Genomic DNA, 23,373 nt, shown 5'->3' on the forward strand with positions numbered 1-23,373 from the left:
GCCCAGATATGTCTGTATCCCGTTCCGAACATATTGCCTGCGCTTCCAGTCTGGTTGAGGTTTTGGAGGCCAATGCCCGCAGCCATCCTGATCATGAGATTGCAACATTCATGATCCTTGACGGTTCCGGGGATACGTTTTCCCGGCACCATCTTTCCCTTAAGGCACGCGCGTTGGCATCTGCCCTGCAACAGACATGCAAACCGGGGGACCGGGCGCTGCTTCTGTTTCCCTCCGGTGCTGATTATGTCATTGGCCTTCTGGGGTGCCTGTATGCCGGTGTTATTGCTGTTCCGGTCAATTTACCGGGGTCGGCCCGTGTGTCCCGCGTGTTGCCAAAAGTGGTGCCCATTGCCCGGGATTGCCAGCCGGGCTTCCTTCTGACCACCCGACACATCGCACAGGATTCTGCAGAGGCTCTTGATCAACTCTGCCGTACAGTTGGATGCAAGGTTCTGGTCACTGACGCCGGTCTTCCGGACCCCGAAGCCTGGGTATGCCCTGATGTATCGCCTGATACGGTTGCCTTCCTTCAATATACATCCGGTTCAACCGGAGATCCCAAGGGCGTTGTCAACACGCATGCCGGTTTGCTCGTAAACAGCGCCTTTATCTGTCGTGCCAATGGTTTGCAACAGCATGACAGTGTAACCGCCACGTGGTTGCCCCTGTTTCATGACATGGGACTGATCATGGGTGTTCTGGCGCCGCTTTTGCATGGAGCACGCAGTGTTGTAATGCCACCGGCCATGTTTACACGTGATCCGCTGACGTGGCTGGAGACAGCAACCCGTTTCTCTGCCACGGTGCTTCCGGGGCCGGCCTTTGGTTTCAGGGCGTGTCTGGATGCGCTGACGCCGGAACGTCTTTCTGCCCTGGATTTGTCACGGGTTGAGGTGGCCGTACCAGCGGCGGAGCCCGTTGATCCCCTGATGTTGGATGCTTTTATTGAAGCCTTTGCACCTGCCGGACTACGGCGGGAAGCGGTCAGGCCCGGATATGGCCTGGCCGAAGCAACTCTAATGGTCTCAGGCTGCACAATGCACGATGGTCCTGTTACCCGGTGGTTTGACGTCGAGGCTCTGGAGCAGAACCGTGTTGTCAGCGGGACCCCACAGGGCAAGGGAAGTAGGGCCTATGTATCTTGCGGATCGGACTTTGACGGGCAGGATATACAGATTGTCGACCCTGAAACCCGGATGCCTGTTACCGAAGACAGGGTTGGCGAGATCTGGGTATCCGGACCTTCAGTCGCGGCGGGCTACTGGAATAAGTCCGATCCAGACGGTGAGGTTTTCGGTGCTGTCCTGAATGTCAGAGAAGATCACCCCTTGGCTGGGAACCGCTATCTCCGTACCGGCGACCTGGGAATCCTTTATGAGGGCAGGCTTTATATAACCGGCCGCCTGAAGGATGTCATGATCTTTCATGGGCGTTGTCACTATCCAAACGATATTGAAAAAACCGTCAGCGACTTTGATCCTCGCCTTGTCCCGGGAGGAGGGGCTGCTTTCTCCATCCAGACCGAAAGTGGGGAAGCCTTGGTTGTGGTCCAGGAAGCCCTGCGCAAGGGCGACTTGCCAGCGTTGATGGAACAGGTGCGTCAGGATATCGGGCGTCAACACGGGATACCGGTGCATGCCATAACCTTTATCCGCAAGGGAACACTGCTGAGAACAACCTCGGGCAAGGTCCGGCGCAAGGCTGTCCGTCAGGCTTGGCTTGATGGCAACGTGGTCTCTTTACACAGCCGCCTTTTCGCTGATACCGCTCCGGAAGGCATGGGAGGCGTATCCTTGCGTCACATGGTGCAACAGCTTGTTGCCCGGGCTTTGGGAGATGTTGATCCACGGGCACTGGACCCAAAAACAGGCTTCTTTGATCTGGGCCTGGACTCTGTCACGGCGCTGGATGTGATCGGACGCCTGGAAAAGACATTGGGATTGCGTTTGCCCGATACGCTTCTGTTCTCCAACCCCAACATGGATGCTCTTGTCGCGTGGCTGGAAGGAAAGCGGGATCCACAACCAGATCCGGCTCCTGTTCGCCCGCTCTTGTCACCAGCAGGGAGTGCGGAGCCCATTGCAGTTATTGGTATCGGCTTGATGATGCCAACCGGAACAGGGACAAACTCTGAATCTCCCGCTGAGTTTCTAACATTTCTTCTGGATGGGGGAGATGCGGTACGTTCGGTGCCGCAGGGTCGCTATGATGTGGACCTGCCAATTCCGGGGTGCGGTGCTTTTCTGGAAAACATCGATGGATTCGATGCGGGGTTCTTCGGGGTCAGCCCGCGAGAGGCCATTTCCATCGACCCCCAACACCGTCATCTGCTGGAAGTTTCTTGGCATGCCCTGGAAGATGCGGGCTTGGATCCCGTATCCTTGAAAGGCAGTGATACGGGGGTCTTTGTTGGTATCAGCGGGAGTGAGTACGCGCATCTGCCGTTCCTGTCCGGGGATGCGGATTGTTTTGATGTTCATTATGCCCCCGGTATTTCAACGGCTGCGGCAGCCGGTCGACTGTCCTATGTCCTGGGACTTGAAGGCCCGGCCCTGAGTCTTGATACGGCTTGTTCCGCATCGATGGTTGCTGTGCATCTGGCGTGTCAAGGGTTACGGGCAGGTGAATGTTCCCTTGCTCTGGCGGCTGGGGTCAAGGTTCAGATCATGCCTGAAATTGATCTGGCCCTGCACAAGGCCGGCATGCTGGCTCCTGACGGGCGCTGCAAAACCTTTGACAAGGATGCTGATGGTTATGTCCGGGGTGAGGGATGTGCCGTTCTGGTCCTGAAGCCCCTGTCACATGCCCTTGCTGATGGCAACCGGGTTCGGGCTGTCATTCGCCAGTCTGTTGTTCGTCAGGATGGCGCTCGCGCCGGTTTGACCGTGCCGGATGGCCATGCCCAGGAAGCTATGATCCGGCAGGTTCTTCGACGTTCAGGCCTGTCACCGGATGCAATCGATTACGTCGAGTTGCACGGAACCGGGACACGTCTGGGCGATCCAATTGAGTTCAATGCGCTGTCCCGCATTTTTGGTGCTGATGGCAACCGTTCGACTCCCCTGCTGATGGGGTCAGTCAAGACTAATATTGGTCATCTGGAGGCTGCAGCCGGTATTGCCGGGCTTGTCAAAACGATTCTGGCGCTTGAGAGTGGTGTCCTGCCCCCGCATGGCAATCTCCAGACCGTCAATCCAGCGATTGCGCTACAGGATATCCCCGCGCGTCTTCCTGCTCAGCCAGAACCATGGCCAGACCGGGCGGGAGAGGCACCGCGCCGCGCCCTTGTTTCGTCCTTTGGTTTTACCGGGGCGATTGCCTGTGCTGTTCTTGAAAGTGCCCCTGCCCAACATGATGGAGCAACATCTGCACCTGAACCGGATCGGCCGGCCTGGATGCTAGCCTTGTCTGCATCATCCCCTCATGCCTTGGAAGTGCTGTCGCACCGGTATGCAGAACGCGTAGCCAGCGCCGGGATTCCGTTGGCACCTCTCCTGAATGGAGCACACCGTTGCCGTTCACACCTGCCAATACGTCGGGCTGTTGTGGGGCGGAACCGGGATGAGCTGGTTCAGGCATTGTCGAGCGCCCCTGGCCAATCCCGCCGGTGTCTGGCCGCGCCACGTATTGGTTTTGTGTTCTCCGGACAATCAACCCAGTATCCGGGCATGACACGTGGCTTGTATGCGTTTGAGCCGCGGTTCCGGTCTGCTCTGGACGAGGTTTCTGCCGCGCTGGAACCTTGTCTGGGATTCCCGGTAACAGAACTGCTGTTTGCAGAATCAGACACGCGCTTGGGACAGACGCAATATGATCAGCCGGCTCTGTTTGCTGTTGGATACGCCTTGGCTCGGATGTGGATTGATCTGGGTGTTCAACCAGATTTCATTATCGGGCATTCCGTCGGTGAATTTCAGGCTGCTGTGATTGCCGGCATTCTGCCCTTGCATCAGGCTGCCCGTCTGGTTGTTGAGCGTGGACGCCTGATGCAGGCATTGCCGGCAGGCGGAGTCATGGCGGCCCTGCGCATGAAACCGGACGAGGCCACGGATCTCCTGCTTCAGGCAGACAGTCCGACCTTGGCAATTGCGGCAATCAATGGACCGGAAGATGTTGTCATCGGTGGAGACGACAAGGCCCTGCGGTCCTTCCTGAAGCCGTTGGAAGAATGCGGTTTATCGGTGCGGATGCTGGATGTATCCCACGCCTTCCATACTCCGTTGATGGATCCTGTTCTGGATCATCTTGAGCAGGCTGCCTCCGGATTGCAGGCAGCGGAGCCGCGTATTCCCATGTGGTCAACGGTTGACTGCTCATATGTTGATCCGGAACGAATGGGCAGTGGGGCTTACTGGCGTGAGCATGCCCGTCATCCGGTCGCCTTTCTACCTGCTGTTCAGGCCGCGGTCGCGCATGGCTGTTCGGTTCTTCTGGAAATTGGCCCGGCAGCGGTTCTGACCCCCCTGATCCGTCGTACTCTTGTAGCAATGGCACTGGAGGAGATGCCGGTATCCCTGCCATCCCTGCGCCGGGATGCCTGTGATGCTGTTACCATTCTGGAGGCTTTGGCAAGGCTGTACGAGGCTGGTGTAAATCCTGACTGGTCCGTGGTTTCACGCGGGCCTGTTCTGCCGCCCGAGCATTTGCCCCTGTATCCGTTTGAGCGTCGCCCGTATTGGATGCCTGCAAGGCGTGTTTATCAGGGTGTATCCACAGAAGAGCAGCACATTGATGTGCGTGACGTGGCAACGGCCCGCACAGGTTCTGATCTGGCGTACCGTCTGCCCCCTGTTGCTGCATCCGGACAAGATCTTGCAACGGCCTTGGCCAGCATGGGGCCAGAGCAGCATGCGTCCGGTATGCTGGATCTGGTTACGCACCTGCTGTCCCGTATTCTAAGGATTGAGCCACAGCGTTTGCTGCCGGGGCAGGACCTGCTGTCCATTGGTCTTGATTCCATTCTGGCCATGGAGTTTGTCCGCTCCGTCAACCAACTTCTGGCCATTTCCTGCGCCCTGCGTCCTGTTTTCGAGACACCAACGCCGGATGCCATCAGTCGTTATCTATGCACTTTGATGATGCAGGCGAGAGAAACACCCCGCGAGCATGATGCCGATCTGGTTCCCGACGTTCCGAACCGATACCAGCCATTCCCCCTGACCGAGCTGCAGTATGCGTACTGGGCAGGCCGGAGTCAGGCTTTCGCGATGGGCAATATCGCGTGCCATGCCTATCTGGAAACAGAAAGTGCCATACTTGATCCCCGGTGTCTGGAAAATGCCTGGAATGTCCTGATTCAGCGCCATGATGCCTTGCGGCTGGTTATTGATGCCGATGGACGTCAGCGTATTTTGCCTGATGTGCCCCGGTATCATGTGCCGGTTGTTGATATGTCCGGAGCCGATGGGGCCTCTGCCGAGACCCATGTACAGGCTTGGCGTGATGAAATGGAACATCAGATCCTGTCAACAGAGAGTTGGCCTCTGTTTGATGTCCGGGTAACCCGGATGCCCGGCGGGAAAATACGCCTGCATCTGAGCATTGATATGCTGATTATCGATGCAACATCCAGCCAGATTGTCTGGGATGAACTGGAAGTCTTGTGCCGGCATGGTGCCAATCCAGATCATGCCGGTTTGTTACCCCTGTCATTGTCATTCCGTGATTATGTTCTGGCACGTCAGCACAGGCAGGACTTTCTTGCAGAACGGGATGCAGCGCGCGCGTGGTGGACGAACCGCCTTGATGCTTTGCCTCCAGCACCGGACCTTCCGTTGGCTGTCGATCCTGCCACAATAACCAACCCTGTCTTTGTGCGTCATAGTGCACGTCTGCAAGCCGGGTTCTGGTCTGTGATCAAGGATCAGGCTGCTCTTTCGGGCATAACCCCGGCTGCCCTTCTTGTATCTGCCTTTGCCGATGTCCTGGCGGCCTGGAGTGCCTCTTCCCGATTTACCCTGAACCTGACGATTTTTGATCGTCGCCTGTGGCACCCTGATGTTCCACGTCTTGTCGGCGATTTCACATCAGTCGTGTTGCTGGGTATAGACCGTGATGGCCGTAGTGCTTTTATTGACAACGCACGCACACTGTTTGCGGACATGATGGAGGCCTTGGAGCATCGGGCTTATTCTGCTGTTGATGTGTTGCGCGACATGGCTCGCAACCGTGACCAACGGAAAATGTTGATGCCGGTTGTGTTCACCAGCCAGCTGGGCACAATTCCCCCATCGCAGAGCAACAGGGCTGATTCTGTCTTGGGGGATCTGGTTCGTGCTGTAACCCAAACGCCCCAGGTATGGATTGACCAACAGGTATCCGAAGCTGCAGACGGCTCCCTGGTGATCAACTGGGATATGGTTGATGCCTTGTTCCCCGAAGGCATGCCCCGGGCTATGTTTGAGGCTTATTGTGCTCTTCTTGAGCGTCTGGGGCAGGACAGACAAGCTTGGTTGCATCCTGTCGGGCCGCTTTTGCCACATGAACAGCGCCAGGTTCGGGCTGTTGTCAATAACACGCATGCCCCAATACCCGAAGGATTGTTGCATGAGCCGTTCTTCCGGAAGGCACGGGAGAATCCGGACCAGATCGCCCTTGTTGGCGGGGATGATACAACCTGGTCGTACGGAGAACTGGCGGCATGGTCAGCACGGATTGCCCATGCTGTCCGGGGGGCGCTTGCTCAACCTGTCCACGGTCAGCGGGTTGCCGTCTTGATGGAAAAGGGGCCGGAACAGGTTGCAGCTGTTCTTGGTATTCTGGCGGCCGGTCATACTTATGTTCCGATTGATCCCGCGTGGCCGGATCTCAGGGTATCCGGTATTCTGGACAGCGCGGATATTTCAGTGCTTTTGGCCCAGTCTTGGCGTCATACGGAACTTGCAGGGCGGTTTGGCGAAGGTAGCGGACGCCATGTTCTTGATGTTTCAGAGGCAGCGCTGTTCCGTTATCCTGATACGGTGCCGGAGCCTGCTGCCATCCATCCCGAAGATGCGGCATATATTATCTACACATCGGGATCAACTGGCGTTCCCAAAGGGGTTGTGATTGATCACCGGGGGCCGCTTAATACCGTTATTGATGTCAACAACCGCTTTGGCGTGACGTGCAAGGACCGGGTCTTCGGGCTGTCTTCCCTGTCTTTTGACCTGTCCGTGTACGATATCTTTGGTACCTTTGCATCCGGCGCAACACTGGTTCTTCCGCACGAAGATGATCGGCGCGATCCGGCGCGCTGGTCCCGCCTGTGTCGTCAACATGGCGTGACCGTGTGGAATTCTGTACCGGCATTGCTGGATATGCTGTTGACCGAAGCAGACCTTGTTGCTGTCGGGGGGCTTCAGGTGGTCATGTTGTCCGGGGACTGGGTTCCCCTGTCACTTCCTGAGCGGCTGCGCACCCTGTCTCCGGATGTACGTCTGGTTTGCATGGGCGGGGCGACAGAGGCATCCATTTGGTCCAACTGGTTTCTGGTTGATCAGGTTGAACCACACTGGCGCTCTGTCCCGTATGGTTATCCCTTGTCCAACCAAGGCTATCGTATTCTGGATTCCGGCCTCAATGATCGTCCGGACTGGGTGCCCGGTGATCTCTATATTACCGGGATCGGACTGGCCAAGGAATACGCCGGCGATCCGGAAAAGACAGCCGTCAGTTTTCCCTGTCATCCTGATGACGGAACCCGCCTGTATCGTACCGGTGATATGGCTCGCTATTGGCCCGATGGGGTGATCGAGTTTCTGGGACGCAAGGACCATCAGGTCAAGATTGCCGGCCATCGTATTGAAACAGGAGAGATTGAAGCGGCCTTGCTGTCTCATCCGGCTGTCCGGGATGCTGTTGTTGATGCCTTGGGCCAGGATGGTGAGATCAAGCGTCTGGTTGCATGGTTTACGGTTGACCCTGCCCATATGGATGCGGCCCCATGTTTCCTGCCTGATCTATCCCGTGATCCCGACGCCGTACGAGAAGAGCATGAGCAGGTGGTATCTGGCCTGCATGCCATTGCAGATCGCTCGATCCCCGGTCAGACTCCCGCTACTTATGAAGCCCTGTGGACCCTGATGACCGAAGTCGCACGCCAATGCGTGCGTGATACTTTGCTTGCAGCAGGTTTGTTTGCCCAGCCGGGTTCATGTCTTGCGCGAGATGATGTGTTCCACGCCCTACTGTGCGACAAGCGTTTCACATCCGTTGCTACGGGCTGGCTTGCCGTGTTGCTGGATACCGGAGAGCTTGTTGTTCAGGATGATGTCCTCTTGGCACCTTCTGGCCTGCAGAACCGTTCGTGGGATGATCTGGCCAATGAAGCCCGCCATGTTGGTTTCCCTGCTCGTATTCTGGCATCCCTCAAACAGGGATCGGGGATGAGGCTGTCTGTGCTCCGGGGCGAAGAAGATCCTTTGGCCCTGTTCTATGGGGCCGATGATGTATTGTCCCCGGAATATCTGGCCCGCCTTGATCCCCTGTATGAGAGGGGACTGGCTGCTGTTCATGCTGTGCTGGCCGACAGAGCCGGGCAAGCTACATCGGAACAGCCTCTCCGGGTCCTGGAAATCGGGGCCCGGGGTGGGCTTGCCACCCGGCAAATCTTGGAGGGCCTGGGGAATACCCTGCACTACACGGTAACCGATACGTCCCGGCTGTTCCTGGATCGTGCCCGTCAGGTCTTGGACGCCGTTAATGGTCCTGCGATCGATTTTTCCCTGCTTGATCCGGATCAGGATCCGGTCTTTCAGGGGTTCCCGCTGCACGGATTTGATGTGGTCATTGCGTGCAATGCCCTGCACCGCAGTCGCAATATTCCGCGATTGCTGGGTTTCCTGTCACGCCTTCTGGTGCCTGGTGGCCTTGTGCTGGCGCCCGAGATAACCCGGAGCAGTCCGCTGCAAGGCGTTACCGTTGCCTTGCTGGAAGAAGGGTATCGTCATCTGGAAGATCAACGCCAACAGGCGGGGCAACCTCTTCTGGATCCGTATGGTTGGGAAGGTATATTCTCTGCGGCAGGCTGGCCGGTTGTCCGTGCTGTCCCCTTGTTAACACATGCAGATATGCATCCCGGTGTACACGTTCTTGCCGCATGTTCACCGACATCGGCCCGTGGCTTTACGGTCAACGTGTTGCAGGATTACCTGTCGGAGCGGGTGCCGGTTTACATGATGCCTTCCGCCTTTCTTCTTCTTGATTCTGTTCCCCTGTCATCAAACGGCAAGGTGGATCGTCAGGCTCTGCCCAAACCGGCCGGAGCCGGTATGCGTCGCCGTTCCTCTTCGCTTGTGACCGCGACCGAGCAGAAATTGGCTGTCCTGTGGCGCGAGGTTCTGGGTGTTGAGGGGCTTGGGCGGGAAGACAGCTTTTTCGATCTGGGCGGGGACAGCCTGACCGCCGTTCGTCTGGTCGAGCGGGTTCGTAGCGAGCTGGAAAAGGATATCCGAGTACGGGATGTCTTTGATGCCCCGGTTCTTGCTGCGTTTGCCACCCGAATTGATGCGGCTGAGTCCTGCGAGGAAGAGGCCCTGCCAGCATTGGTCCCGGCGCCTCAGGATCGTTTTCGTCCGTTTGCCTTGACGGACGTTCAGGAGGCCTATTGGGTTGGGCGCCAGATCAGCGGCATTTCAACTTGGTTGTACCTTGAGATCGACGTGGATGATGTGGATCCCGCTCAGCTCTCCGTGGCCTGGAACCGGTTAGTGCATTGTCATGACATGCTGCGTGCCGTGGTCGATGAGGATGGCCAACAGCGGGTCCTTGAAACAGTCCCTGATTACGCGATGCCTATAATCGATGGACGAACACTGTCTCTGCCGGCCTGCGAGCAGCATACGCTGGCCTGGCGGCAGGCTATGTCACATCAGGTTCGGCCCACAGAACAATGGCCCCTGTTTGATATCAGGGTAATCCAGACAGCAGAAAGTCTGGTCCGGATCTTTTTTGGAATTGACAACATTATTTGCGACGGTCGCAGCATACAGATGCTGTTGCGTATGTGGTTGTCTCTGGCCCGCATGGATGATCCGTGCACAGCGCCCTTGTCTGTCCCTGGTCTGTCATTCCGTGACTATCTGTGTGCTGTCGAAGGTATACAGGGGTCGGGACGGTGGCGCCGTTCCCTCGCATGGTGGCTACAGCGCATGGAGCATCTGCCACCAGCGCCGGAGCTTCCCTTGGCCATGGATCCGGATTGTATTGAAAAGCCGACGTTTGAACGCCGTGAAGGACGTCTGTCTCCCGAACAATGGGCTGCCCTGCGTGCGCATGCCACAGCAGCCGGGGTTACGCCCAATGCTGTTCTGCTCTCGGCCTATGGCCTGATTCTGGGGGCCTTCAGTTCCCGCCGTGACCTGACCCTGAACCTGACTCTGTTCAATCGTCTTCCTCTGCACTCTGATGTTGATCAGTTGATCGGCGATTTTACATCACTGGTGCTGCTGGCCCTTGATCCCGATCCACAGCAGACTTTTGCTGATTCAGTGCGGGCCGTGCAGGCGCGTTTGTGGGATGATATCGGGCATATGCAGGTCTCGGCTGTTCGTGTTCTGCGCGATTATGCACGTCACCATGGACTGAAACAGGCTCCGACATTCCCGGTGGTGTTTACCAGCGGGCTTGGTGCTGGCTCTTCTACTGGCGAGGACAATCTGCCCGGGCGCTTTGGGTTCGGCATTACCCAGACGCCGCAGACATGGCTGGACCATCAGGTCCTTGAAAAAGATGGCGGGCTGTTCTTCAACTGGGACTCTGTCCAGGGCCTGTTCCCCGAAGGGCTTCTGGATGAAGCCTTTGCAGCATACAGCCGTTTTCTTCGGTCCCTGTCGGATGCGGCCCCATGGCAGCGCCCACCATCCAGTGGATATGTACCGGAGAATAACTTCGATCGCTTCCAACATACCCCTGTAGGGCGTGTTCCGCAGTGTCACGTGATGGCATCCGCATCGGCAGACAAGGATAGAGCCGATGTGGAGAAAGAGCTGTCTGCCCTGGTGCAATCTGTCGGCAATTTAGTTTCCGCCCCACCCCGTGACCGGACATTCTTTGAAATTGGTCTGGGCTCCCTGACTTTGGTGCGTTTGCATCAGGCCATTCGCCGGACCATGGGTCTGGAATGCCGGGTTGTTGACCTGTTCCGCCACCCGACGCTTTCCGCTCTTGCTGCTCATCTGGTGACCCTTCGCTCTGCCAGCCAAGGAAGCAAAGGTAGCACCCGTTCCGGGACACTTGCCGCTGTCGCACAGGCAGACACCAGCCTGCGGCGTGCCCGTCGCCGTGATCTGAAAGCCAAAGTTCATTCTTCCATGGAGCCTGCCCAATGAGCCGTCCCGTCTCTGATTGCCCTGAAAAGACCTTGCGTGACCGTGACTATGGCTCCTGCCAACCTGTGGCTGTCATTGGTGCTGCGTGCCGTTTCCAGGATTCCCCGACCCCCGTGGCTTACTGGCGGAATCTGGCTGATGGGCGCCTGTTGTCCAGAATCTTGACCGAAGAGGAACTGGACCAAGCCGGCATTCCAGAGTCTATACGGCAGAATCCTGATTTTGTGCCGATGGCATCGGTTGTGCCACGTGCCGCGCACTTTGATGCAGCTTTCTTTGGTTTCTCTCCGCAGGAAGCTGAAAGCATCGATCCGCAGCAACGCTTGTTCCTGACTTTGGCGTGGGAAGCCCTGGACAGCGCTGGTTATGCCGGACAGGCCCGGGGCATGAACATTGGTGTCTTCGGTGCAACACGTATGGGGACCTATCGTCTGTGGACCCGTGCCGATACGGTTGGTATCGGGGCCCCGCGGACCTTGCAGGCCCTGATTGGTAACGACAAGGATTACCTGGCCTCGCGTGTTGCCTATCGCCTGGGATTGACCGGGCCGGCTGTGACCGTGCAGACGGCTTGCTCCAGTTCCCTGGTTGCCGTCCACACTGCTTGCGAACAGATCCGCAATGGCGAGTGTGCCATGGCTCTGGCCGGAGGGGTGGCGCTGACCTTCCCTCAGGAAAGTGGTTACCTGTTCCACGAGGGAATGATCTTCTCGCCGGATGGTCGGTGTCGGCCTTATGACGCCAATGCCCAAGGAACAAGTATTGGCAATGGTGCCGGTGTGGTCCTGCTCAAGCTTCTGGACGATGCGGTGGCCGATGGAGATCCGGTGCTGGCCGTGATACGGGGGTCGGCCGTCAACAATGATGGCGCGGCAAAAACAGGGTATACGGCACCATCGGTGGATGGTCAGGTTGCTGTCATCCGCGAGGCCCTTGGCATGGCCGAGGTAGATGCAGGCAGCATTACCCTGCTGGAAGGACACGGTACGGCCACGCCTTTGGGTGATCCGATCGAGGTTGAGGCCCTGACAACAGCGTTTCGTGCGGATACGGACGCAAGGAGCTTTTGTGCTCTTGGTTCTGTCAAGGCCAACCTTGGTCATTGTGATACCGCAGCCGGAATCGCTTCGCTGCTGAAGGCCGTCATGGCCCTGCATTATCGACAAATTCCTCCTGTGCCTGGCTATGAAGCACCCAATCCCCATATCGATTTTGCTGCTTCGCCTTTCCATGTTCCCGTCACACTTGCCCCTTGGGAGAAAAAGGGGAATTGCCCACGGCGTGCTGGCGTCAGTTCTTTCGGAATCGGGGGGACCAACTGCCATATCGTGCTGGAAGAGGCGCCGGAGCCGGTTGCCGGGTCTCCCGTGGTGTCTTTCCCGACAGGGGTACCTGTTCTCGTGCTGTCGGCAACTGGCCCCGATGCCTTGCGGCACACAGCAGCCCGCTGGGCAGATGATCTGTCCGATCTTCAGGAAAACCGGTTGCCTGCCTTGCTGCGTACTGCGGCGGCAAGACCTGTTCTTCCCTGGCGTCTTTCCCTGTCGGCACCGGATGTCATAGGACTGGCGGAGAATCTGGATCATGTTGCCGCAGGAGATACGGTACCCGGAATGACCCTGCTCCACCAACAGCCAGAATCAATCGCACAGGTCATACTTCTGTTTGCGGGAGATCCTGCCCAGTGTCTGTCCCATGGCCGTTCCCTCTATGAGAGCAATGCCACATTCCGCCGGGCGTTTGATAGTCTGGCTAGCCTGCTTTCTGCGGGACATGCTGGATCTGACCTACTCTCTGTAGCAGGGCATGCCGATGTCGCCACACTTTTGGTAACCGGTGTTGCTGTGCATATTGCCTTGGCGGAAGTCTGGTTGGGGGCAGGACTCAAGCCGGACCAGATTATTGCGTGTGGTCCATCGGCTCTGGCTGCTGCGGCTGTCGCGGGCGTCCTGTCACACGAAGACGCACTGTCTTTGGCCGCCTTGTGGGCCAGACAGCAGGCGGCATCACCGGATAGTGCCTTGCAGCCCATTCATGTATTACCGGAGGCCGTACCTTTCCGGTTGATTGTCGGTGAGACTTTGGTCAGTGCCAACGCAGACCGCATGCAGGAGACGTTGCTTGCAAACATGCAGGTTCCCCTGCGTCTTCCTGATCTGTCCTCTGGGGCGGGAGTGCGTGCCATCGTCAGTGTTGGTATTGTGGAAAGCCGGGTAACAGACAAGGATCTATGGCTTGAGTCCTGTCTACCGGATGTGCCGGCTAACCTGAGTGTGGGGGCAGCCCTTGGTATGGCTCTTCAGGCCGGTCTGGGCGTTCCTCCGGAAGCTGTAACAGGAGAAGGGGAAGGAAAGGTCTGGTTAACGCCACGGGCCTTGCAAGAGCAGCCATTCTGGTCGCCCGAGCCTCCTCTTGCCACGTTGTCAGACCATGATGAGGATGGTACGGGGTGGTCTGCTGCCTTGTCTGCGGCGCGGGCAGAGGCCATGCGGGCCGACCTTGATATCACCACATTGCAGCAAGACGAGCACTATGCTGAAGTGCTACATGCTGTGTATGTAGGGCAGGCCCTGCAAGCGCTGGGTTGTTTTGAAAACCCGGATCAACAGCGCACTGTTGCCGATATCCTGCGGACAACAGCCATCAAGCCAAAGTTCAGGCAACTTGTTGCCCGTTTGCTGCGTGACCTTGCTGCTATTGGCGTACTGCGCAAAGAAGGCAAGATTTATACGGGCTTTACACCACTACCTCCGGATCAGATCCTTCCTGCTCTTGAGGCTCTGCGGCAGAGAGGTGACGAACGACTTGCAGCAGTGATCAAGCGGGGTGGGACGGCTTTTGCAGATATGCTGTCCGGGCGGGTTGATCCTGTTTCGGTGATTTTCCCTGATGGGTCATCGGATGATGTGGCCGCCATGTATCGGCACAGCGCCCAATCTCGTCTGTTGAACGCAATTGTTGCCAAGGCCGTTGCAGCGCTGGCTGTCAAGCGTACTGCCCCCTTGTCCATTCTGGAAATCGGAGCCGGGACAGGGGGAACAACGTGGGATGTTGTTCATGCCCTGCCGGCTGACCGTGTGGAGCGTTATATCTTCACGGATCTTGGCTCTTTGTTTTTGTCACGTGCACGTACGACGTTTGCGGCTTTTCCCTTCATGGATTACCGCTCCTTTGATATGGAGAAGGACCCGCACGATCAAGGTATCCCGGCACAGAGCCTGGATCTTGTGATTGCTGCCAATGTGCTGCACAACGCGTCGGACTTGGATGCCTTGATGAAGCGTCTGGCAGGTTGCCTGCGTCCCGGCGGCGTGGTGATCATGCGTGAAATCACACAGCATCGTAAGTTGTTCGACTTTGTTTTTGGTCCCCTTGTTCCCAATCTGGATGATATCGACAGCCGGGACGGTAATGTCTTTGCATCTGTGGAACGCTGGCGGGCTGCGGCCTTGTCTGCTGGTTTTGCTGTGCTGGATGCTGTCCCTGACGGCAATGTTCTGGCTGATGCCCTGCACGAACATGTTTTGTTGTGTCGTATGTCGGGACAGCCTGCTGTTCTGTCGCATACACCAGCAATCCCTGATCCCGGTGAAATGCCCCGGACTGTATCGACCGGTGATCTGATCGAAATACTGTGGGATACCGCAGAACAGGCCGGTCTTCCAACCCTTGCCATGGAAGATATTTCCCTGGATCTGCATGCATTGCCTTGTCCCGTACAGGGGTATGTTTCCGGCAAGGAGATTATTTTGCTTTCGTGCTGTGGAACCAATCGGGTCGGCTATGCCCGTGTCGGGACCGCTGGAACTATTCATATACCGGAGCATGGTCAGTCCAGGGATCTATCCGGGCGGATGGCAGACATGATTTGCCCGGGTGTTGTGGACGGTCGCATCCATATCCAACGCCTGCAACGCCGCCCCGGTTCTGTTGTGCGTACTCTTGACCATGATGGGTACGGGGTCGGCCTTGATACAGCCGCTTGTCCTGTACTTGAGTGGTTTGGTCTTCACCACGACGATAGGCCCCGTACAGAAGGCTATCTGTACCGTCTGCGTCCTGTTTCCATGCAACATCTTGATCATTCAGGATCACTGCCAGATCTTCTTTTGTGTGTGGGTCCAGCAGACGGTTTGTCAGGGCTTGACCAAGCTCCTGTCATGGTGCCATGCCCTGTATCCGATGATGATCCGTTCGCGGGTCTTGCCGCGTCAGTCCTTGCCCTGCGGGATCATGTTGTCTCTGCCCAAAAGGGTAACGGAGAGGTTGCCGTAACTCTTCTGACACGTGGTGCCTTGAGCGTTACATCAACAGATGCAGTGTCCGGGGACAGCATGCAGGCAGCCTTGACAGGGTTGTTGCGGGTTACGGCGACCGAATATCCGTCTGTTACCCTGACGCTTGTGGACCGTGATCCTGCGGGGGACGATATTGCTCTGCTGAATCAGGCATTGCGGTCTTGCCGGGGCGGGCACTTTGCCCTGCGCGAGGGTCGTGTTCTGGCCGAGAAGCTGGAGCCTGTTGCCGCAGCAATACCACCCCTTCAGCCTGTTTCCGGGGATGTGGCGGTCCTGATTGGCGGTATTTCCGAGACGGGGCTGACCATCGCCGGACGACTGGAACAGAGGGGCTACAAGGACATTATCCTTGTCGGGCGTAACAAGCCGGGTTCCGGTTTGGCACCGGCCCTGAGAGCACTGAGGGAAAGTGGCATACGTGTTACAACGGCGGTTGCCGATGCTGGTCATCACGAGGCTCTGTCCAAGGCGCTGGACAGGGCTGTGCCTGAAGGTCGACAGATCGGGATTCTCTTGCATTTGGCCGGTGTTCTGCACGATTCTCCTGTTGCAGCCCTGACATGGGATATCCTGGAGAAAGTTCTGCACCCGAAGGTTCGTGGTGCCCTGGCTCTGGGCAAGCTCCCTAGGCGGTTGATTCCCCGCCAGACTGTTTACTTCTCTTCTGCGGCAACGGTTCTGGGACCAGCAGGGCAGGCGGCCCATGCCATGGCCAATAGCATTCTGGAACGACTGGCTTATCGCCAGACCGCCCTTGGACAGCCCACGACAGCAATATCATGGGGATTCTGGGGAGATATCCGGAAGGAAGACAGGGAAGCTCTGGCACAGACAATGGAGCGATCCGGAATGCTGGGGATGTCTTCCGCGATGGCGCTTGACCTGTTGGAGTCTGCACTGGCTTGTCCGGCCCCGGTCTATGTGGCTATGGCGGCGGACTGGAACAAGGTTGCTAACCATGCAGAATCCTCACGGGTTCCGGCCCATCTGTCTGCTCTTGTTTCGTCCCACGTGACCGCACCGGTTCCGGACGGTACCACCAAGCCGGATGTCATAGCGTCCGAGAAAACAGATGCGCTGATGTGGTTGCGCCAGAGGCTTTCTACCTTGCTGAATCTGCCGCTTGAGCGGTTCTCCGAGGATGAGAACCTGATCCGGCTTGGTCTGGATTCCCTTATGTTCCTGGACCTGTGCCATACAATCCAGACCGAGCTGGGTATCAAGGTTACGCCCGAGGCTGCTATTGATCATCCGACAGTTGCCGGTCTGGCCGGACATATGGAGCGTCTGCTTCAGGTACATAACGGTGGGACAGTGGAACGAGCACCTGTTCCCGATATGGAGCAGGTGCCATGAGCCGGCCATTGAGAACTCTCGTGTGTGGAACCCGTTTCGGGGAGACGTATTTATCGGCCTTGCTGGAAGAAGGTGCCGGTTTTGTTCTATCAGGCATTCTCGCGCGCGGCAGTGAACGCTCGCAGGCCTTGTCCCATGATTTGGGTGTTCCCCTTTATACCTCCACAGATGAAGTGCCGGACACTATCGATATTGCCTGCGTTGTCCTGCGGTCCACAGCTTTTGGCGGACCGGGAACGCGAATAGCTGAAGCCTTGTTGCGTCGGGGCATTCATGTTTTGCAAGAGCATCCCGTCCACCCGTCGGATCTTTCCCGTCTGGACGATGCGGCAACTGCTGGCCGGGCGTGCTGGCATGTCAATACGTTCTATCCGCACAGCCAGGCCGCGCGGCGTTTTATTGACTGCTTGCAGGCTTGGCGGCAGGTAAGGGACCCTGATTATATTACACTGACCACAAGTCCTCAGTTCTTGTACTCAGCCCTTGATATCCTCGGGCGGGCCTTTGGTGGTCTGGATTGCTTCCGGGTTCTTGATTGTCCGCCATGGCCGGCTGATTTCTGCCGGGATCACAAGGCTCCTCCTCCATTCAATGTCATCCGGGCCGTGATTGGCTCCGTACCTTTGATCATGAATCTTCAAGGATGGGTTGACCCTCGTGATCTGGATCATCACGCAATGGTGATGCACAACATTGCCGCAGGTTCCCGGGAAGCCCGTGTGGAGCTGGTGAACAGCTTTGGTCCGGTCGTCTGGTCCCACTCCCTCTATGTACCGGACTATGTGCGAGATGATGCCAATGCCTCTGTTCTGGGCAACTGGACCAACAAGAAAGATCAGCGGCATTTTTCCTGTCCGACGGCCTTGGTTCTCGGAGATCCGCAGGGAGCATCCTTGATTGATGCCATGCGGGACGTGTTTCCGGACATTATTCTGTCAGCGTTGTCAGAGTTGCGGGACGCAATTGAACGGGCACAGCCGCGGCGTCTTCTGGCCGACGCTGCTGCACTGGGGCACGCGTGGCAGGCCTGCCTGCAGGCAATGGGGCCATTGTGTGAAGTGTCACTGGATCCACCACCACCACCCGTCCCTGATCCCTTCCTGTATGTCGATGAGGGGCATCGTATGCCGGAGGTTATGTTATGACCCTATCATGCCGCCTGTCCGAGAATCGTTCTGTCTATGCCCTTTTGGATCGTGCACTCTCTGACGATCCTTCCTTGGCGGAGCAGGCTCTTTTTCTGAACTGGGGCTATGAACCAATCCAGTCCTGCGCCACAGCCCGCGAAGCAGAACATGGAACCAATGCACGCCATATTCGCTTGGTTCACGAGCTTTTGGCCGATACTCCCCTAGATGGGCGGACTGTCCTGGATGTCGGTTGTGGGCGCGGGGGGCTTTTGTCTGTACTGGCGGCTCGTTGTTCGCCCCGGCGTCTTTCCGGACTTGATCTTTGTCCCGAGAATATCGCCTTCTGCCGTTCTCTTGCCGCCTTGCAGGGTATTCGTTTCCAGATCGCCGACGCCTGTTGTTTGCCTCAACCCGATGCCAGTGTTGATGTTCTGGTTAATCTCGAAAGTGCGGGAGCTTATCCTGATCTGCCTGCTTTTTTAGGGCATGTAGCCCGTGTTTTGCGGATGGATGGTGTTTTTCTATATGGTGATGTCCTTCCTGCGGACTCTGTCCCCGCTATGGTTGGTGCGCTTGATGCTCTGGGTCTGGAGTTGATCGATGACCGGGATATTACGGCCAATGTCCTGGCTGCCCGGCGTCAGTCGGGGGATACGGAACGGCAGCTTTTCAAGCGTGTGGACCACATGCCTGCGGCACTGTCAGATTTTCTTGATACGTACAGGGCGGCTTCCGGAAGCCCTCTCTTCTGCGCAATGGAGAGCGGGAGAATTGTGTACAGGCTTATGCGATATCGCAAGATCCGCCGTGCCATGGATAGCCTCTCGTCTGAGATGTGTTATGCCCTGAAGCAGCGTGATCGTCTTTTTCATGAGCATCTTGTAGTGCAAAAATCACAGATCAAGACCAAAGTGCCGGTCAGTGAACAAGCAGGAAAAGTCAGCTGCTGGCTGCCGTGGACACGTCCAGTCCGTTCTGATGCGGCTGTCCGTCTCTTTTGCCTGCCGTGGTCTGGTGGGAGTGCATCAATATACCGGGGATGGGAACGTTTCCTCCCGGCAGGGATCGAGGTTTGTCCTGTCGAGCTGCCAGGACGGGGTACGCGCTTTGCCGATCCTCTCATTGATGCGATGGGGACATTAATACCGGAGATGGCTGTAGCGCTGGAGCCTTTCCTGGACCGCCCTTTTGCTCTGTTCGGGCATAGTCTGGGTGCTCTGCTGGCCTTTGAACTGTCCAGCTTCCTGAGCCGCTCCCGGGGGTATGCTCCTGTCCATGTCTTTGTATCCGGACGCCGTCCTCCGCAAGAACCTTCAGAACCTCCTTTCCGGCATTGCATGGATGATGAAAGCCTGAAACGTAATCTGGTTGCTTTGGGCGGCATGCCCGAGGAAGTGCAAAGCAGCCCGGAGTTGCTTGCTTTGCTGTTACCCGTGCTGCGTTCTGATTTTCGATTGACCGAGCAGTACAGCTACGATGGCCAGATCACTTTGGGCAGTCCACTTACAGCCTATGTTGGATCCCGTGATCCCGAGGTGTCCGTATCGGTTATGCAAGATTGGAACAATGTATCAGCAGATACATTCTCCCTGCGTACTCTCGATGGCGATCATTTCTATCTTCTGGAGCCGGAATCTCGTCGCCATTTGCTGATGCATCTGGGGGCAACGTTGCTCGGCAGAGAATACATCATACAGCAAGCGACTGCCGAATAACGGCACTGGAAACATGCCATGGCTGTTTTGTGACCTTGTTACCACTACAATGATATTGATAGTTAGTATCAATTCTGGTTATGATCCCGCCTGTGGAATTGCTGCTTCTCCTTTAGGCGGACTGTCATAATGATAAGTGGTAACAACGTCTTGGCAGGTTATTCTGTTTCCGGGGGGGAGTCTGTCACAGCATCTGGACAAACCTTGCTTGGTGGCAAACGGTGCGGATTCATCGGGCAGATCAGCCGTTCATTGACACTCTCCGGTTGTTCCTTGCGTCTGTATGACTTTTATTCTGAAACAGGTTTGCAACAGAAACGCTGCCTGGAGCCAGTCTTTGTCATTTGTATCATGCTTGCAGGGTCAGCGCGCTTTGACACGGCAGACCAAAACGAATACGTGGAATTCTCTGATGGATCTTGCTCTCTGCTTTACACGGATCAACCTGTTCAGGGGATGCTGTGCGTGCCATCCCGCACGCAGGTGTCGTCGGTTGAATTACGCTTTCCTCCCCGCGCAGTTGAGGCGTTCTTGTCGACAACATCTGTTACCTTGGCAGGCTATCTGGAACGTTTGTCAGGTCAATGTCGATCAGATGTGCTACCGGTACAATTTCCGGTTCCTTCCGTTATTCGCAATCTGGCTTCTGACATGCTGAGCAAAGGTATTGAGAGTGGGTGTGATCGCTTGTGGCAGGAAGCATGGTCTCTTGAAATTCTGGCGCATGTCCTGAGTCGGCTGGAAGATCAGCCTGTAACCGGCGCAACGGTTCCGGCTATGGTTCTGTCACTTCGTGATCGTCGCAAGGTAGCTGAAGCCCACAGACTAATGGTTACGCAACTGGATTATGAGTGGTCCATTCGTGAATTGGCAACGGCTGTTGGTTTGAATGAGAACAAGCTGAAGAAAGGATTTGGATGTCAGTTCGGATCTTCGGTTTATGCGTGTTTACAAAAGCACAGGATGCAGGCAGCCGCTGATCTTCTGCGAAACTGCGCCGATAGCGTTACAGATGTTGCCCTGAGCGTTGGCTATTCAAGCCCGGCGCATTTTGCCAAGGTATTTCGCCGTTATCATGGTGTTTCGCCACGCGAGTTCAGGCGCATATAACAATCATTTGCAGTTATAGTCCTGATCGCACCGGATTCCAACCGGATCGCAGTAGAGGTAGTGCGGCATTGTACGTCATCTATAAGAAGTTGCGTCTTTACACGTTCAGGTGATCCATGACATTTCGATCTGTTCTCTTGCCGGGCTGCGGCAGTCTTGTGGCTTTGGCTCTTGCCTCTCATGCATGGGCCCAAACATCCGGATCTCCGGCACATGGTAGCGCCCCAGCAGCGGCCCGTCTTGGAACGGTTACGGTTTCGGCCAAGCGGTCTGTTGCTCTGCAAGATGTTAGCAACGGCATAACCGTTCTATCGCATGAGGAGCTGGAAAGCGCGGGTGTTCGTTCCGTGACAGACTTGGGGCGAGTGATCCCGGGGTTCTCTGCGGACCGACGCGGGAACAGCGCCTATACCGGTCTTTCCCTGCGTGGGCTGGCTCCGCTTGATTACTACACGCCTTCAGTTGTTGTGTACGTGGATGGCGTCCCCCAGGATGCGTCGTTGATGGAGCAAAGCCTTTCCAATGTGGAGCGAATTGAGGTTCTAAAGGGGCCTCAGGGCACCTTGTATGGCAAGAATGCATATGCCGGCGTTATCAACATTGTGACCAAGAAACCGGGCAATACGATGAGCGGCTACGTCAAGACGACTGTTGCCAAACTGGGGCAGGGAGGTGAAGCGCATATAACTTCTCCCCTGGTCAAGGACCATCTGTACGCATCGATAACCGCCCGTGGTTTTCATCGGTCGGCACAGTCGGACTACATTCCGGCTGGACTGGACAAGTATGATGACGGACGTGACCAGCATATGAGCGGGCGGCTCCGCTATGCTCCTGTCGGGGGGCCGCTGGATATCGGGTTTGGCTTTGGTTATGACAAGACGATCGAGAAGAATATCTTCTTCAAGACAATGGATGATGTCAAAAAGAGGAAGGCCAACTCAAAGTATAAGAGTGCCAGTGATTTCTCTGATGACATCCGGCGTCATGTCCATTCAGCATCCTTGGATGTCGGGTATGATTTTGGCACCGTGGCCTTGAAATCAATTACGGGTTTACAGAAGCGGAATCATAACCGACGGATTGTTCGCCAAGAGAGCGAGGCCCAAGATTCTATCTCTCAAGAGCTGAGACTGGCCTTCGAGCCTGAGCACAGCCCTGTCTCTGGCGTTGCTGGAGTTTATGCTGAGCATGTTGATTTTAAACGTAATTCTCCAATTCTTCGTAGTAAGCTGAAGACCAAAAATTATGCTGTATTTGGTGAGGCAACTTGGGAAGCGAGTGATCGCTTGTCTGTTACGGCCGGTGGGCGTTACGCTCATGATGTAGCTAACATTGATTACGACTATAATGACGGTGCTGCAACGGCAATCTTCCGTAAAGATGACAGTTGGGGAGCATTCACACCAAAGGCGGCTGTCAACTGGAAATGGTCTGAAGATTTGGTGCAGTTTGCTTCAATAAGCCGTGGTTATAAGGCCGGGGGCTTTAACCGAACTGAACTTGAGAGTGGTACTGATAGCCCGTACAGCCCCGAGAAATCGTGGAATTATGAAATGGGACTGCGTAGTGACTTTCTTGATCGCAGGGCACATCTGTCAGGGTCTATTTTTATGACAGACATTGATAACGCACAGATTTACACAGGTCCTATGGGAAGGCAGGCGCTCCATAACGGAGGGGAGGCTCGGGTCAAAGGGGCGGAGGTGGAGGCGCGAGCCAATCTGATCGCCGGCCTTGTCTTGTCTGCCGGGGCCTCGGTCAGCAATTCAAAGTTCACATCGGGCCCCAATACCGGCAAAAAAATGCCACACGCCCCGGAATGGTCAGCCAACACAGCTATCAGCTACTATCACGATGTACCGTCCCTATCTGGATCTTTGGTGCCTAGGCTGGGTGTAAACTGGTATGGCAAGTCCTATATGGATGAGAACAATAAATATGCACAGGGATCCTATAGCTTAGTCAATGCCCGTCTGAGTTATGAGTCAGAGGCAATAACGGTATCCGCTTTTGTTGATAACCTGTTTGACAAGGCATACCGCGTTAACGAATTTAATGTGGGGGATAACGCCATCCAGGCCGGTGATGGTCGTAACATTGGTCTGGAAGCTACTATTCGCTTCTAGGCTCCAGCCTTACTCATATCCAGAATGCGAGGAGGGTTGCGAGAGCGACGTCGGAGAGGAAGTTTCTGTCGAGTTTGTCATAGCGGGTTGCGACGCGGCGGAAGTCCTTGATGCGACAGAAAGCGTTTTCGATCAGGTGGCGGTCTCGGTATCGCCGCGCGTCACAGGCGATGGCGCGCTTTCTGTTGCGGCGTCGAGGAATGACGGGCACGACCGAGAGGCTGCGCATTGGCGTCATATCCCTTGTCGGCGAGGACGTAGCGGGCTCCGGTCAAATTTGCGAGCAAAACCGGTGCGGCCTTCATGTCGGCGACATTGCCCGC

Annotated in this window: 6 protein-coding genes; all 6 read left to right on the plus strand. The window is 56.3% G+C overall.

What is annotated here, in order from left to right; all coding sequences use genetic code 11:
* Nucleotides 1-8: 8 nt before the first annotated feature.
* The 6 genes from HEQ61_RS09880 to HEQ61_RS09905 all read left to right on the plus strand — a co-directional run bounded on the left by HEQ61_RS09880 (nt 9) and on the right by HEQ61_RS09905 (nt 23,050).
* On the plus strand, nt 9-11,312 hold the full coding sequence (locus tag HEQ61_RS09880) for a non-ribosomal peptide synthetase/type I polyketide synthase (RefSeq protein WP_168021147.1): 11,304 nt from the start codon (nt 9-11) through the stop codon (nt 11,310-11,312).
* The gene (locus HEQ61_RS09885) at nt 11,309-16,966 is read left to right on the plus strand and encodes a beta-ketoacyl synthase N-terminal-like domain-containing protein (protein WP_168021145.1); all 5,658 of its coding nucleotides are present in this window, start codon (nt 11,309-11,311) and stop codon (nt 16,964-16,966) included. The genes HEQ61_RS09880 and HEQ61_RS09885 overlap by 4 nt, the downstream gene beginning before the upstream one ends.
* Nucleotides 16,963-18,111, plus strand: a complete 1,149-nt coding sequence (locus HEQ61_RS09890; RefSeq protein ID WP_168021143.1) for a Gfo/Idh/MocA family oxidoreductase — start codon at nt 16,963-16,965, stop codon at nt 18,109-18,111. The genes HEQ61_RS09885 and HEQ61_RS09890 overlap by 4 nt, the downstream gene beginning before the upstream one ends.
* The gene (locus tag HEQ61_RS09895; protein WP_168021141.1) at nt 18,108-19,811 is read left to right on the plus strand and encodes an alpha/beta fold hydrolase; all 1,704 of its coding nucleotides are present in this window, start codon (nt 18,108-18,110) and stop codon (nt 19,809-19,811) included. The genes HEQ61_RS09890 and HEQ61_RS09895 overlap by 4 nt, the downstream gene beginning before the upstream one ends.
* A 129-nt stretch (nt 19,812-19,940) precedes the next feature.
* Entirely contained in the window at nt 19,941-20,921 is a 981-nt protein-coding gene (locus tag HEQ61_RS09900; protein ID WP_168021139.1) for a helix-turn-helix domain-containing protein, read from the plus strand.
* Nucleotides 20,922-21,037: 116 nt separating this feature from the next.
* On the plus strand, nt 21,038-23,050 hold the full coding sequence (locus tag HEQ61_RS09905) for a TonB-dependent receptor (RefSeq protein WP_168021137.1): 2,013 nt from the start codon (nt 21,038-21,040) through the stop codon (nt 23,048-23,050).
* Nucleotides 23,051-23,373: the final 323 nt, after the last annotated feature.

This window comes from Haematospirillum sp. H4485 (genome assembly GCF_012102745.1).
Classification (GTDB): Bacteria; Pseudomonadota; Alphaproteobacteria; order Rhodospirillales; family Rhodospirillaceae; genus Haematospirillum.